11 protein-coding genes are annotated in these 13,919 nt (G+C 66.8%); 5 read left to right on the top strand and 6 right to left on the bottom strand.

What is annotated here, in order from left to right; translation table 11 throughout:
- Nucleotides 1-152 precede the first annotated feature (152 nt).
- On the top strand, nucleotides 153-1,058 hold the full coding sequence (locus K323_RS0101350; protein ID WP_051147158.1) for an arginase family protein: 906 nt from the start codon (nucleotides 153-155) through the stop codon (nucleotides 1,056-1,058).
- 97 nt (nucleotides 1,059-1,155) lie between these two features.
- On the opposite strand, the gene hutI is transcribed toward K323_RS0101350, so the two are convergent.
- The 5 genes from hutI to K323_RS0101320 form a co-directional block, all read right to left on the bottom strand.
- Entirely contained in the window at nucleotides 1,156-2,382 is a 1,227-nt protein-coding gene (gene hutI / locus K323_RS0101345) for an imidazolonepropionase (RefSeq protein ID WP_022883491.1), read from the bottom strand.
- A complete protein-coding gene (hutU, locus tag K323_RS23590) occupies nucleotides 2,379-4,136 on the bottom strand; it encodes a urocanate hydratase (RefSeq protein ID WP_022883490.1) in 1,758 nt (585 codons plus the stop codon). Before hutU ends, hutI begins: the two co-directional genes overlap by 4 nt.
- Before the next feature lie 301 nt (nucleotides 4,137-4,437).
- Entirely contained in the window at nucleotides 4,438-5,895 is a 1,458-nt protein-coding gene (locus K323_RS0101335) for a M23 family metallopeptidase (RefSeq protein WP_022883489.1), read from the bottom strand.
- 213 nt (nucleotides 5,896-6,108) lie between these two features.
- Nucleotides 6,109-7,791, bottom strand: coding sequence for a histidine ammonia-lyase (gene hutH / locus K323_RS0101325; RefSeq protein WP_022883488.1), 1,683 nt, complete (start codon nucleotides 7,789-7,791; stop codon nucleotides 6,109-6,111).
- 96 nt (nucleotides 7,792-7,887) lie between these two features.
- Nucleotides 7,888-8,220 carry a cupin domain-containing protein gene (locus tag K323_RS0101320; protein ID WP_022883487.1) on the bottom strand — a complete coding sequence of 111 codons (333 nt, stop codon included), beginning with the start codon at nucleotides 8,218-8,220 and terminating at the stop codon, nucleotides 7,888-7,890.
- Between the two features lie 282 nt (nucleotides 8,221-8,502).
- Here K323_RS0101320 and K323_RS0101315 point away from each other — a divergent pair, with 282 nt between their 5' ends.
- Both K323_RS0101315 and K323_RS0101310 read left to right on the top strand, forming a co-directional pair.
- A complete protein-coding gene (locus K323_RS0101315) occupies nucleotides 8,503-9,270 on the top strand; it encodes an IclR family transcriptional regulator (protein WP_022883486.1) in 768 nt (255 codons plus the stop codon).
- A gap of 54 nt (nucleotides 9,271-9,324) precedes the next feature.
- On the top strand, nucleotides 9,325-10,176 hold the full coding sequence (locus tag K323_RS0101310) for an alpha/beta fold hydrolase (RefSeq protein ID WP_022883485.1): 852 nt from the start codon (nucleotides 9,325-9,327) through the stop codon (nucleotides 10,174-10,176).
- A gap of 116 nt (nucleotides 10,177-10,292) precedes the next feature.
- On the opposite strand, the gene K323_RS28665 is transcribed toward K323_RS0101310, so the two are convergent.
- Entirely contained in the window at nucleotides 10,293-11,336 is a 1,044-nt protein-coding gene (locus tag K323_RS28665) for an alpha/beta hydrolase (RefSeq protein WP_022883484.1), read from the bottom strand.
- 217 nt (nucleotides 11,337-11,553) lie between these two features.
- On the opposite strand from K323_RS28665, the gene fdxA reads away from it, so the two are divergent.
- Together fdxA and ctaD are read left to right on the top strand one after the other, a co-directional pair.
- Nucleotides 11,554-11,922 (top strand): ferredoxin, encoded by a 369-nt coding sequence (gene fdxA / locus K323_RS0101300; protein WP_022883483.1) that lies wholly within the window; start codon nucleotides 11,554-11,556, stop codon nucleotides 11,920-11,922.
- 71 nt (nucleotides 11,923-11,993) lie between these two features.
- Entirely contained in the window at nucleotides 11,994-13,694 is a 1,701-nt protein-coding gene (ctaD, locus tag K323_RS0101295) for an aa3-type cytochrome oxidase subunit I (protein WP_022883482.1), read from the top strand.
- The last annotated feature ends 225 nt before the right edge of the window (nucleotides 13,695-13,919 follow it).

Genomic DNA, 13,919 nt, shown 5'->3' with positions numbered 1-13,919 from the left:
GGCAAAGTCATACGGAAAGTTGACCCCTCACAGTGCCAGGGTCCGGGATGCGAGACAGGAAACCCGGCGAACGCGAGGTTGGGGAGCGCGGGGTTGATACTGTCGGTCTCGTGACCGACGCGACGCTGCCCCATGACCCGCTCTGGCCAAGGATGGGCGGCTGGCGGACGGCCGATTCGCTGCCAGACGACATACGGCTCGACCTCGCACTGCTCGGGGTGCCGACCTGGCGCACCTCCATCTCGACGACCGGCGCGGGCGAGACGCCCGCCGCCATTCGAGCCGCCCTTCGGCGGTATTCCGGCGGCATCATGGCCGACCGCGGGGTGCGCGATCGCCCCGGTTCCATCGACGATCTCACCATCGCCGACTTCGGTGACGTGACGGAGCCAGACGGCGAGGAGGGTGAGGCCCGAGCGCGAAAAGCGTCGGCGGCGGCATCCCTTCGCTCGCGCGTTGTTGTCGCCCTCGGAGGCGACAACTCGCTCACGGTACCGGTCGCGCTCGGCGCCTGGGGAGAGCGGATGCCGGCGGCTGGGTTGATCACGCTCGACGCGCACTACGACCTGCGCGACGGCGTTTCGAACGGCAGCCCGGTGCGACGACTGATCGAGGCCGGGCTTGACGGCAGGCGCATCGTGCAGATCGGGATCGCTGACTTCGCCAATTCCCGCGAGTATGCAGAGCGCGCCCTGGACCATGGGATCACCGTCGTGCACCGCGACGAGCTGCACCGCAGGCCGATGGACGATGTGTTCGCCGAGGCGTTGGAGATTGCGGGTTCGGCCGGCGGGCCGATCCACGTCGACCTGGACGTCGACGTCTGCGACCGTTCGGTGGCTCCCGGATGCCCCGCTTCGGTTCCGGGCGGAATCTCGGCTTGGGAACTGCGCCAGGCCGCGCGCGCTGCCGGCGCCGACCCGCGAGTGCGTTCGGTCGACCTGGCCGAGGTCGACGCGACGGCTGACGTGGCGGACGGCCGCACCGTGCGACTCGCCGCGCTCTGTGTGCTCGAGGTTGCCGCCGGGGTGCTCGTGAGGCCAGACGGCACCCGCTGAGCGAACGTTCGCGACCGAGCTATCGCCGCCGCGCTATCACGACCGAGCTTTCACTGACCGTCGCCGAGACGCCCGAATATGCTCTTCCCGCGCGGGCTTAAGAACGTATTTCGTCCTCTCGACGAGCGAGCACACCATTTTTCCACACTCGCTCTACCAGCGGCACGCCGGGGCGGTAGGCGAGGTGCACGTACGAATCGGCGGTGAGTTGCACGAGGTCGGCCTTGGCGCCCGGCTCGATGCGCCCGATGTCGTCCCTCCGAAGGGCGGCGGCTCCTCCGGCGGTCGCCGACCACAGTGCCTCGGCAGGCGCCATGCCCATGTCGCGCACCGCGACGGCGATGCAGAACGGCATCGACGACGTGAACGACGAGCCAGGGTTGCAGTCGCTGGCGATGGCCACGGTGACGCCGGCGTCGAGCAGGCGGCGCGCATCCGGATACGGCTGCCTGGTCGAGAATTCGACGCCGGGCAGGAGCGTTGCGACGGTCGTCGACCCTGCCAGCACCGCGACATCCTCGTCGGTCAGGAACGTGCAGTGGTCGACGGATGCTGCGCCGAGTTCCACAGCCAGCCTCACGCCGTCGCCGGGGCCGAGTTGGCTCGCGTGCACACGCACACCGAGACCGCGAGCGGCACCGGCGGAAAGTATGCGCCGACTCTGTTCCACAGTGAAGGCGCCCGTCTCGCAGAACACGTCGATCCACTTCGCTTCTGGCGCGCAGGCGTCCAGCATCTCGCCGACGACCAGGTCGACATAGTCATCCGGTCGGTCGGCGAACTCGGCCGGAATCACATGCGCCCCGAGGAATGTGACCTCCTCGGTGACCTCGACTGCGAGGCGAACCAGGCGCGCTTCGTCGGCAACGGTGAGTCCGTAGCCGCTCTTGATCTCCACGGTTGTTGTTCCCTGTGCCAGCATCTCGGCGAGCAATCCACTGGTTCTGGCGCGCAGATCGTCGTCGGAAGCCGTTCGCGTGGCCGCAACCGTTGAACGGATGCCGCCGGCGGAATACTTCTGACCAGACATCCGTGCTTCGAACTCGGCCGCCCGGTCGCCGCCGAACACGATGTGGCTGTGACTGTCGACGAAGCCGGGAATCACGCAGCGACCCTGCGCGCCAGTGACGGTCTCTGCGGGTGATACGGCAGGGGCATCTGTTGCCTGGCCGACCCAGGCGATACGTCCGTCGTCGATGAGCACCGCCGCGTCGCTGATGATGCCCAGCCGGTCGATGCCGGTCGCGGCGTCGCCGGCGGCAGCGTCGCCGGCACTCGCGTTGGTGACCAGCTGGCCGATGTTCGTCAGCAGCTCGCGAGTCATAGCGTCGCAGTGCCTTCCGTCGCAGTACCTTCTGACGCTGCGCCTTCCGACGCAATACCTTCTGACGCAGTGCCTTCCCACATCGGCACGCGCAGGCCTCGTTCGCGGGCCACCTCCGCGGCGCGGTCGTAGCCGGCGTCGACGTGGCGCATGACGCCCGTGCCGGGATCGTTGGTGAGCACGCGTTCGATCTTCTCGGCGGCGAGCGGGGTGCCGTCGGCAACGATCACCTGACCGGCGTGGATTGACCGGCCGATGCCGACACCGCCGCCGTGGTGGATCGACACCCAGGTCGCGCCGGAAGCGGTGTTCAGCAGTGCGTTCAGCAGCGGCCAGTCTGCGATGGCATCTGAACCGTCTGCCATGGCCTCGGTCTCCCGGTAGGGGGAGGCGACGGAGCCGGAGTCGAGATGGTCGCGGCCGATCACGATCGGAGCGCTGATCTCGCCAGAGGCCACCATTTCATTGAACTTCAGCCCTGCGAGGTGCCGCTCCTTGTAGCCGAGCCAGCAGATGCGAGCCGGCAGCCCCTCGAAGTGCACCTTCTCGCCAGCGGCGGTGATCCAGCGGCGCAGGTGCTCATCTTTCGGGAAGAGTTCGACGATGGCTTTGTCGGTGGCCGCGATATCGGCCGGATCGCCGGAGAGGGCGGCCCAGCGGAAGGGTCCCTTGCCCTCGGCGAACAAGGGGCGGATGTAGGCGGGCACAAAGCCGGGGAAGGCGAATGCCCGGTCGAAGCCGCCGAGTTCGGCCTCGGCACGGATGGAGTTGCCGTAGTCGAAGACTTCGGCGCCGGCGTCCTGGAAGCCGACCATGGCCTCGACCTGCTTCGCCATCGAGGCTCGGGCGCGGTCGGTGAAGCCGGCGGGGTCGGATGCCGCGAAGCCGCGCCACTCGTCGACGGTCACGCCCTCAGGAAGGTAGGCGAGGGGATCATGCGCTGAAGTCTGGTCGGTGACGATGTCGATCGGCACCTTGCGGCCGAGCAGGTCGGTGAAGACCGTGGCGGCGTTCCCGACCAGCCCCACCGAGAGCGGGCGGCGCTCTGTTTTTGCGGCCAGCACGCGCTCGACGGCGTCATCGACATCGGTCGCCAGCTCGTCGAGGTACCCCTTGTCGACGCGGCGCTGCAGGCGACTCTGGTCGACGTCGACAATGAGCACGACGCCTTCGTTGAGGGTGACAGCCAGCGGCTGGGCACCGCCCATTCCGCCGCAGCCGCCGGTCAAGGTGAGCGTTCCAGCCAGCGTGGCCTCGATCTGCCCCTCTGGCGCACCGTTGCGGGCGGAGAGTTTCGCGGCAACGGCTGCGAACGTCTCGTAGGTGCCCTGAAGGATGCCCTGGGTGCCGATGTAGATCCAGGATCCGGCGGTCATCTGCCCGTACATCGTCAGCCCGAGCGCTTCAAGTCGGCGGAACTCCGGCCAGGTTGCCCAGTCTCCGACGAGGTTCGAGTTGGCGATCAACACGCGTGGCGCCCACTCGTGGGTGCGGAAGACACCGACCGGTTTGCCCGACTGTACCAGCAGGGTCTCGTCTTTCTCCAGGGTGGTGAGGGTGCGCACGATGGCGTCGTAGGCCTCCCAGTTGCGGGCCGCCTTGCCCGTTCCTCCGTAGACGACGAGCTCCTCAGGGTGCTCGGCGACCTCGGGGTCGAGGTTGTTCATGAGCATGCGCAGCGGCCCCTCGGTCTGCCAGCTCTTCGCGGTCAGGGTGCTGCCGCGCGCGGCACGAACGGTGCGTGGTTCAGTCATACTGCGATTGCACACCACCCCGCGGGCGTGGGCAACCTGCTTCTCCCGCCTACTGTCTGGTATCCAAGACGCGCGGATGCTGTCGCCTCGCCCGCGCCACGGCATCCGTTCCCCGTTGTGCCTGTTCTCTCGGTGAGGTGGTTCCGCCGTCTCCCGGGGGCTAACTCAGGAGAGTCAGTGCGCTGCGATGGGGACACTGCATGATTACGCGGGTCACGCTGACCTCGGCGCGGGATCTCCTGAGTTAGCCACACAAACAGGATGCGAGTGGTAGGCAGTTTCGCGGCGACGGTGGATGGAGCTAGCCGCCGAGGACTACGCCGCGCTGGGCCATGAACGGCTCGGCGTCGACGCGAGTACCGTCGATTCGCACCTCGAAGTGCAGGTGGCAGCCGGTGGATGCCCCGGTGCTGCCGACGCCGGCGATGACCTGTCCTGCCGCGACGGCATCACCGACCGAAACGAGAGTGGCGCCGTCGGCGATGTGCGCGTAGCCGGTTTCGACACCGGCACCGTGGTCGATGAGCACCCAGTTGCCGTACGACCCATTAGGGGCGGCAGCCTCGACCACGCCGCCGGTGGCGGCGTAGATGGCCGACCCGCACGGCGCGGCGATATCGGTCGCATAGTGGAACGGATTGACGCCGGCGATCGGCTGGTTCGGCCTCGGTCCGAATCCATCCGAGATCGACCCCCCGGCCACCGGATTCGCCCAGCCCTGATCGCTGAGCTGACCGGTGTCGGCGTTGAGGAGATTCGAGATCGGGGTGACCGACTCCGCAGCAGCGGATGCCGCCTGCAATTCGGCCAGGCGATCGGCGGCCGCGTCGTAGACGACCTTTGCCGCCTCCATCTCGACCCGTGACTGCTCAAGCGGAATGCCGTTCACGACCGCGATGGCGTCTTGCTCCTGGGCGAGGAGGGCCTCGGCTCGGGCTTGGTCGGCGTCGGCTTTGTCCCGTACGGAGGCGACGTCACCCGTCAGTTGCGAGAGCTGGTCGAGTGTTCCGAGCTGGGAGAGGAGATCGTCTGCTGCCTGATTATCGAAGAGTGCATCGACGGTCGCGGTGCCATTGCTCTGTTGTGCCAGGGTGCGCGCCAGGGAGCCGACGATGCGCTTGGACGCGTCGGCTTCGACGACGGCATCAGCGGCGAGCGAATGCAGGTGATCAGCGCGGGCATCCGCGGAATTGTATTGCTCCTGGAGGGTCGCGTTGGCGCGCTTGGCGTCATCCCATGCCGTCTTGGCCGCCGCGAGAGTGGACCTGGCCGCTGCGATGGCTGCGGCCTCCTGCACGATCGCCGGCCTCGTGGTGGGTGTGGTGCTCCCCCGTGGTGCAGGGGCGGTGACAGGGGCGGGATCCGCTGGAGGTGCGACGACGGGTGGCTCCGTCGGGACGACGGGTGGCTCCGTCGGTTCGGCCGGTGGGACTGTGGGCTCGACGGGTGGTTCGGTGGGGTCGACCGGTGGATCGGTAGGGGTCGGCGTCGGTGTGGGGGTCGGCTCGACGGGCGGCTCGGTCGGTGGGTCGGTGGGTGTCGGCCCCGGGGTCTCCGCCGGCGGCGGTTCGTCTGCGGGGGGAGTCTCGGCAGGGGGGTCGGCAGTCGCTTCCGCAGGGGGCTCGGTGGGAGCCGAGGTGGGAGTCGAGTTGTCAGTGGTCGACGTGCCGTCCGCTGGCGCCTCGTCAGCGAAGGCGGCGGAGGGAACGCCCGTGAACACGAGTCCGAGCGCCACCACAAGCGAGAGCGGGGCCGCCACTCTGCGCGGAGACTTCTCACCTCGAGGGTGCACTAAATGATCTATTTTCGGCTTTGAAAACATACTGTTTACGCAATCCATCTTCGGGTTATGGATAGCCGGCTCAGCAGGGTCAGCGTTTGGTCAGTATGGCATGCGGCAATCGGGCGCACAAGCACTCGAACAGAGGCGCACAGGGCACTCCCAGCCCGGTGCCATGCGGCCCATTGCCCGTCAGTGAAGCGGTCCGGTGACGGATGCCGCAGCATCCGTCACCGCGCCCGTCGCGACCAGCGTGACGATCGCCTCGATCTCTGGCGAGAGAAAACGGTCATGGCCAGGTCCATCGGCAACGGTGCGCACCAGGTCGCGCACGGCGCCGGTTGCCTGTCCGGGAATCAGGGGCGCCCGCAGATCGAGTGAGCGTGCCGCTGTCATGATCTCGATGGCGAGCACGCGGCCGAGACCGTCGATTGAACGTCGTAGCTTTCGTGCCGCGGACCACCCCATCGACACGTGGTCCTCCTGCATGGCAGACGAGGGAATCGAATCGACGGATGCCGGCACGGCCAGACGCTTCAGCTCTGACACGATTCCGGCGGCCGTGTACTGCGCAATCATCAGGCCGGAATCGACCCCGGCCTCGTGGGCGAGGAACGGTGGGAGGCCCTTGTTCCTGGCCACGTCGAGGTGCCGATCGGTGCGGCGTTCGCTCATGCTGGCGACATCCGCCGCCACGATCGCGAGAAAGTCGAGCACGTAGGCGATCGGGGCGCCGTGGAAGTTGCCGTTCGATTCGACGCGGCCGTCCGGGGTGACGACCGGATTATCGACGGCGCTGGCCAGTTCGCGGCCGGCGACGAGCGCGGCGTGGGTGGCGGTGTCCCTGGCGGCTCCGTGCACCTGCGGTGAGCAGCGCAGGGAGTAGGCGTCCTGCACGGTGGTGTCTTCAGGGCCGGCATGGCTGGCGACGATGGGGGAACCGTCGAGCAGCGCCCGCAGGTTCGCCGCACTATCTGCCTGGCCGGCCTGCGGCCGAAGCGCCTGAAGGTCGGCGGCGAACACGGCGTCGGTGCCGAGCAGGGCCTCAACGCTCATGGCAGCGGAGATGTCGGCCGTCACCAGCAGGGTGGCGAGGTCGTCAAGGGCGAGCACCAGCATCCCGAGCATGCCGTCTGTTCCGTTGATGAGGGCGAGCCCCTCCTTCTCGGCGAGCACAACGGGCTCGATGCCGGCCGCCTTGAGGGCGTCACCGGCGTTCATGAATGTGCCGGCGGCATCCCGCACCTCGCCCTCTCCCATCACGGCAAGCGCGCAATGCGCCAGGGGAGCCAGGTCGCCGGAGCAGCCGAGCGAGCCGAACTCGCGCACGACCGGCGTGATGCCGGCGTTCAGCACCGCGGCGTAGGTGCGGGCGGTGAGCGAACGGATGCCGGTGCGCCCGGTCATCAGCGTCGAGAGTCGCAGCAGCATGAGGGCGCGCACGACCTCGCGCTCGACCTCTTGTCCGCTGCCGGCCGCGTGCGATCGCACCAGGCTGGCCTGCAGTTGGGCGCGCCGGTCGGCGGTGATGAAGGTGGTGGCGAGGGCGCCGAAGCCGGTGGAGATTCCGTAGTGCGGGTCGACGTCGCTGGCGAGGGAGTCGATGATGCCGCGCGTCGCGTCGACCCCGGCGATGGCATCGGTGTCGAGCTCGATGCGGGCATCATGCCTGGCAACCGCGACGACGTCGGCGAACGAGACCGGGCCGGCGCCGACGGTCACGGTGCCGGTGCCGGTGCCGGTGCCGGTGACGGTGCCAGTTTCGGGGGTCTTGTCTGTTGAGCCCCCGCCGGCAGCTCCGCTGGTTGAGCTTGGCGAAACCGAGGTGTCCTCAGCGGACGAGTGTGCGGGGTGAAGCGATTCGGGAGAGACCATACCTCGATTGCAGCGCACGCAGCACGCGGCGGCAACGCCCCGAGACTCGGATCTGTCCGGTATCGCAGACGAAGCGCTGCGCGTGGAAGCGCTGCGTCAGGGGGTTTTCGCCACCGTCAGCAGGATCACCGAGTTTTCCAGCGCGTCGAGCGTGTGCGCGGCCTGTGGCACGATCAGCAAATCGCCGATCCAGCCCGACCAGGAGTCATCCCCGGAAGACAGAAGCACTCTCCCCTGAAGCACGTGCACGGTTGCTTCGCCCGGATTGTCGTGTTCGGCCAGACTCTCGCCGGCGCGCAGGGCGACAATGGTCTGACGCAAAACTCGCTGATGGCCCCCGTAGACCGTCTTGGCGCTGCGGCCGCTGGGCCGGCCGGTCGCGATCTCCAGTTCATGCCGTGCCAATGCCGTGAGGGACGTCTTTTCCATTGTGGTCTCCTGGGTGTTGCGCCGGCGCCGTCGTCGTGAGCGCTGAAGTCCGCGCATGTCGGTGTCCCTCCCAACCTAGGCGCTCGCCGCCGTCGCGGCGCGTGCTGTCTCGATTGTTGCGCCCCCCCGATTGTTGGCATCGCGGTCGCGAAGGGGACCCGCGATTCTCCTGCCGCGCAGGACTTCCTCAACCAACATCGGCGCACCGGTAGCGCCCGTAGACTCGGACTTGTCCGGTATCGCAGACGAAGCGGAGAATGCTCGGCGGGATGGAGTGTACGCGTGTCACAGTCGAAGGTGCCGGCGGCCGACAACACTCTGCGCATCCTGTCGCACCTCGCGTCTCAGCGTGGGCCGGCCCCGGCATCCGCCATCGCCACGGCACTCGGCCTCCCGCGATCGAGCGTCTACCACCTGCTCGCCGTGCTGGTCGAGCGCGGATTTGTGGTGCACATCCCCGAGATGCGCCGCTACGGTCTCGGCGTCGCCGCGTTCGAGCTCAGCACCGGGTTCTCGCGTCAGCAGCCCCTGTCGAACCTCGGTCGGCCGCTCGTCGCCGCGCTGGTCGACCGCCTCGGCGAGAGCGCACACCTCGCTGTGCTGCACGGGCGTGACGTGATCTACCTCGTTGAGGAGCGCGCGCCCAGGCGGCCGTCGCTGGTGACGGATGTCGGGGTGCGGTTGCCGAGTCACCTCACCGCCAGCGGGCGCGCGATGCTTGCCGCGCTGCCCGCAGCGCAGCTGCGTGCGCTGTACCCGAACGCTGCCGCCTTCGAGTCCCGTGACGGGCAGGGACCGTCGAGCTACGCCGAACTGCGCCGGCTGCTGGAGCAGGTGCGGTTGGACGGGTTTGCGGTCGAAGACGGCGAGATCACCGCCGGGATGGCATCCGTCGCCGTCGCTGTGCTTGACCACGCCGGGTGGCCTGCCGCGGGGATCGCGGTCACCTTCCCGCGCGAGACCGTGGCCGACGCCGACCGGGCAGCGCTCGCCGAGCGCATCGCCGGCACCGCTCGGGAACTCTCCCGTCGCATCCGCGGTCGCGCTTGACCGACGGCAGCTCGTGCCGGGTCGCGCACACGAGCGGGAGTTCGGAGTGGTGGCATGATCGACGTCATGCCGACTTTCACCACGCCTGACGGAACAACGCTCGCGTACCACCTCAACGGATCCGGCAACCCGCTGATCTGCCTACCTGGTGGTCCGATCCAGGACTCCGCCTACCTCGGCGATCTCGGCGGTCTGTCAGAGCACCGCCAGCTGGTGCTGATCGACACCCGCGGCACTGGCGAGTCAGCGAACCTGACGGATGCCGGCTCCTACCGTTGCGACCGGCTGGTCGACGATGTCGAGGCGCTGCGCCTGCATCTCGGCCTTGAGTCGATCGACCTGCTCGCCCACTCGGCGGGCGCGAACCTGGCGACGCTGTATGCCGCCCGGTTTCCCGACCGGGTCGGCAGGCTCGTGCTGGTCACCCCAAGCACCATGGCCGTCGGAATCGCAGTCACCGGAGAGGACCGGCTCGCGCTTGCCAAGCAGCGGTCGACCGAATCCTGGTACCCGGCGGCGTCGGCGGCGCTCGAAAGAATCGTGGCCGGCATCGGCGGCGATGCCGACTGGGCAGCCGTCGACCCGTTCTTCTATGGGCGATGGGATGCTGCGGCGAAGGCCCACCACTCGGCTCAGGACGGTCATCGCAACCCCGACGGCGCATCCGTCTTCGCCGCCGACGGCGCGTTCGACCCCGACGCGACCCGCTCAGCGCTCGCCGAGTTCACCTCTCCGGTGCTGGTGATCGCCGGAGAGGTCGACCTCAACTCGGTTCCCACTGTGGTGGCGCAGTTCGCCGAGTTGTTCCCCAACGCTGAACTCGTCATCCAACCGGGAGCAGGTCACTTTCCGTGGGTCGACGACTCAGCCCGGTTCGTGGCGGCGTCTGCGGCCTTCCTCGGCTGAGGAGTGTGCTGAAAGGAGGAAAAGTCGTGCGTGAGAGCGCGATCCGTCCTCCGTTCGGCACTCCGGCGACGGTTCTTCCTATTTGTAGCCGCAGGTGGGCAGCGAGCTGGTGCCGGTTAGCCGAGATGAGCGTGCAGGAAGGCGGCGACCTGTGCGCGCATGCCTTCGTCGAGGATGCCGATCGAGTGCAGCACACCCGGTACGGCCTGGAGCTCGTGAGGGATTCCGAGCTCGGCGAGTGCCGCGGCGTAGCCGGAGGACTGTTCAAGCGGGATGAACTCCTCCGTCGAGGCGCCGATGAACACCGGCGGGTCGGTCGGGTCGAGGGCGGTGATCGGGGAGGCGTCGTGCGCCTGTGCGCAGTCGTCGAAGCTCGCACAGCCGAGGTAGTCGAGCACGATCTTTCGTAGCCCGGGTGATGCCTGCCCCGCAATGAGGGAATCGAACTCCAGGTCGACAGGTCCTGACAACTCGGCGACGGCGGCCACACGTGCTCCTTCGGTCAGCGACCCGCTGCCACGTGCGCCGAGAAGCGCGGCCAGGTTGCCTCCGGCCGAGCCGCCGAACGCGCCGATCCGGTCGGGGTCGATTCCGAAACGCGCTGCGTTCTCGGGGTCTCGGATCCATTCAACGGCCAGTGAGACATCGTCGATCGCTGCCGGGAAAATGGCGTCCGGCACCAATCGGTAGTTCAGAGAGAAGGCGACAAATCCTTCGCTGGCGAACCACTCGCAGACGCCGCGCCAGTCGCTGTTGCCCTTGTCTCCGCGCGCCCAGCTGCCGCCGTGGATCGAGACGACGGCAGGGCGAAGGACGTCTTCGACTGCCACTGCGGCTTCGGCCGCCGTGACCGACACCGTGGCGTCTGCGCCGGAATCGACCGCCAACGCGGGAGCCTCTGGCGGGGAGCAGATGTCGAGCGTCAGCATCGCGCCGTCTTCTTTGGTGCCGTAGACGGCATCCGTTTCAACACGGATGTCTGCCGGTGGCGTGAACGTGCGAATTCCAACGATCTGGGTGGTCTCCAATTCGCTCTCGGCTGCGCCCGGTTCGTCTGGCGTGACCGAACGGAGCCCCGTGTGGAAGCCGGACAGGAGGATGGGCGCAATGATCGCCAGGGCGGCGGCGCAGGCGATGGCCGCGACGCGGACAGGCCGCACGCGACGCCCCTGTCGACGGGTGCCAGGGATCACGGGTGCTCCGGGTGGTGTTCGGGAAAACTGTATGGCTGAGTTGAGGATAGTTCGCGGTTGCCTTACTGGCGAATCCGGCTTCAGAACGGCTTCGTACCGTCAGTCTCCTGTTGTCGGTGAATTAAAAGGACTAGTCTGCAGTTAAAGCCGTGCACGTTCATCCAAACCGCATCCAGGGAGACCAATGACGTATGTGATTGCGGAACCCTGTGTTGACGTGATGGACCGCGCCTGCGTGGACGAGTGTCCCGTCGACTGCATTTATGAGGGCGCCCGGACGCTCTATATCCAGCCGGATGAATGCATCGACTGCGGAGCTTGCGAGCCGGTGTGCCCGGTTCAGGCGATCTTCTATCAGGATGACGTGCCAGCGGAATGGACCGAGTACACGGAGGACAACGCGCGCTTTTTTGAAGCGACCCTGCCGGGACGCGCTGCCGGGGTCGGCTCCCCCGGTGGTGCGGCCAAAGCGGGCCCGATCGGCGTCGACACACCCCTGGTCTCCAGCCATCCGCCGCGCGACGTTGCGAACCAGACCGGCGGGATGCCATGACCGCAACGTCCCAGGCGGGTCCCGTCGCACCCGTTCCGAATGCCCCGACGATCGAGGAGGGGCGCTAACCCATGAGCACCACCACAGCGCCGGCCCCGACGCCGGCCCCCGCCGCTCCTCCGCTCGGCTCACCGAATGCGCAGCGTAAGGGCAACATCCTGGTCAAGTGGGTCACCTCGACCGACCACAAGGTCATCGGCTACCTGTACCTGATCACGTCGTTCATCTACTTCTGCCTCGGCGGGGTGATGGCACTGATTATCCGTGCGCAACTCTTCGAGCCCGGCCTCGAGATCGTGCAGACCAAGGAGCAGTACAACCAGCTGTTCACGATGCACGGCACGATCATGCTCCTCATGTTTGCCACCCCACTCTTTCTCGGGTTCGCGAATGCGCTGATGCCGCTGCAGATCGGCGCGCCAGACGTGGCGTTCCCGCGGTTGAACGCCTTCTCGTACTGGCTGTTCAACTTCGGCAGCCTGATCGCGGTCGCCGGGTTCCTGACTCCGCAGGGCGCGGCATCCTTCGGCTGGTTCGCCTATCAACCGCTGGCCAGCACCACGTTCTCTCCAGGGGTCGGCGGCAACCTCTGGATGGTCGGCCTTGGGCTGTCTGGATTCGGCACGATTCTCGGTGCGGTCAACATCATCACAACCGTGATCACTTTACGTGCACCGGGTATGACCATGTTCCGGATGCCGATCTTCACGTGGAACGCGCTGCTCACGTCGGTTCTCGTGCTGATGGCGTTCCCGGTGCTCGCCGCTGCACTGCTCGCCGCGGCCGCCGATCGAATTTTCAACGCGCATATCTACGACGCAGCGACCGGGGGAGCGATCCTCTGGCAACACCTGTTCTGGTTCTTCGGGCATCCGGAGGTCTACATCATCGCCTTGCCGTTCTTCGGCATTGTTTCAGAGGTGTTCCCGGTCTTCAGCCGAAAACCGATCTTCGGCTACAAGACGCTGATTTACGCCACCATCGCCATCGCTGCATTGTCTGTGAGTGTCTGGGCGCATCACATGTATGCCACCGGTTCCGTGCTGCTGCCGTTCTTTTCGTTGATGTCGATGCTGATCGCGGTACCGACCGGTGTGAAGATCTTCAACTGGATCGGCACCATGTGGCGGGGATCGATCACGTTCGAAACCCCGCTGCTGTGGGCGCTCGGCTTCCTCGTCACTTTCACCTTCGGGGGCCTGACCGGGGTGATCCTGGCGTCGCCGCCGCTGGACTTCCATGTGACAGATACCTATTTTGTGGTGGCGCACTTCCACTACGTCGTGTTCGGCACCGTGGTGTTTGCCATGTTCAGCGGGTTCTACTTCTGGTGGCCGAAGTGGACCGGAAAGATGCTTAATGAGAGTCTCGGGAAGTGGCACTTCTGGCTATTGTTCATCGGATTCCACACGACGTTCCTGGTGCAGCACTGGCTCGGCGTGTCCGGGATGCCACGCCGTTATGCCACGTACTCGCCCGATGACGGATTCACCTGGATGAACCAGCTCTCGACGCTCGGGGCCATGCTCCTCGGCGTATCGATGATCCCGTTCTTCCTGAACGTGTACATCACCGCTCGCAGGGCGCCGAAGGTGACGGTGAACGACCCGTGGGGATACGGCGCCTCCTTGGAATGGGCGACGTCCTGTCCGCCGCCGAGGCACAACTTCACCTCGATTCCCCGGATCCGTTCCGAACGGCCGGCCTTCGAGTTGAATCACCCGGAGACGGGAGCACGAGAGCCCGAGCTGCCGGTGCGCTCTGATATCTGAGCGTCACCGGCGTTCCGGAGACCGACCAGCGCGGAGCGCATGCGGTGCGTGCATTGTGCGAAGTTTTGGACGATGACGCGTGACAAAGTGCATGGCATCGGGTAACGTAGACAAGTCGGCTCTTGACACCGCGCGGTTTTCACGTGTGCGCGGATGGGTTTGTAAGTCAGGTGGGCCGGTTTCCCAGCAGTTCTGCTGGTGAAAAATCACAGTATGTGAACGGTC

This window comes from Glaciibacter superstes DSM 21135, assembly GCF_000421145.1.
Classification (GTDB): Bacteria; Actinomycetota; Actinomycetes; order Actinomycetales; family Microbacteriaceae; genus Cryobacterium; species Cryobacterium superstes.
The sequence above is the reverse complement of the archived record's forward strand: the minus strand, read 5'-3'. Positions and strand labels throughout refer to the sequence as shown.

Bases quoted from the DNA above. Each gene is read 5' to 3' on its own strand.
- K323_RS0101350 (WP_051147158.1), top strand. From the start codon at position 153: ATGGGCGGCTGGCGGACGGCCGATTCGCTGCCAGACGACATACGGCTC.
- hutI (WP_022883491.1), bottom strand. From the start codon at position 2,382: ATGACTCGCGAGCTGCTGACGAACATCGGCCAGCTGGTCACCAACGCG.
- hutU (WP_022883490.1), bottom strand. From the start codon at position 4,136: ATGACTGAACCACGCACCGTTCGTGCCGCGCGCGGCAGCACCCTGACC.
- hutH (WP_022883488.1), bottom strand. From the start codon at position 7,791: ATGGTCTCTCCCGAATCGCTTCACCCCGCACACTCGTCCGCTGAGGAC.
- K323_RS0101320 (WP_022883487.1), bottom strand. From the start codon at position 8,220: ATGGAAAAGACGTCCCTCACGGCATTGGCACGGCATGAACTGGAGATC.
- K323_RS0101310 (WP_022883485.1), top strand. From the start codon at position 9,325: ATGATCGACGTCATGCCGACTTTCACCACGCCTGACGGAACAACGCTC.
- fdxA (WP_022883483.1), top strand. From the start codon at position 11,554: ATGACGTATGTGATTGCGGAACCCTGTGTTGACGTGATGGACCGCGCC.
- ctaD (WP_022883482.1), top strand. From the start codon at position 11,994: ATGAGCACCACCACAGCGCCGGCCCCGACGCCGGCCCCCGCCGCTCCT.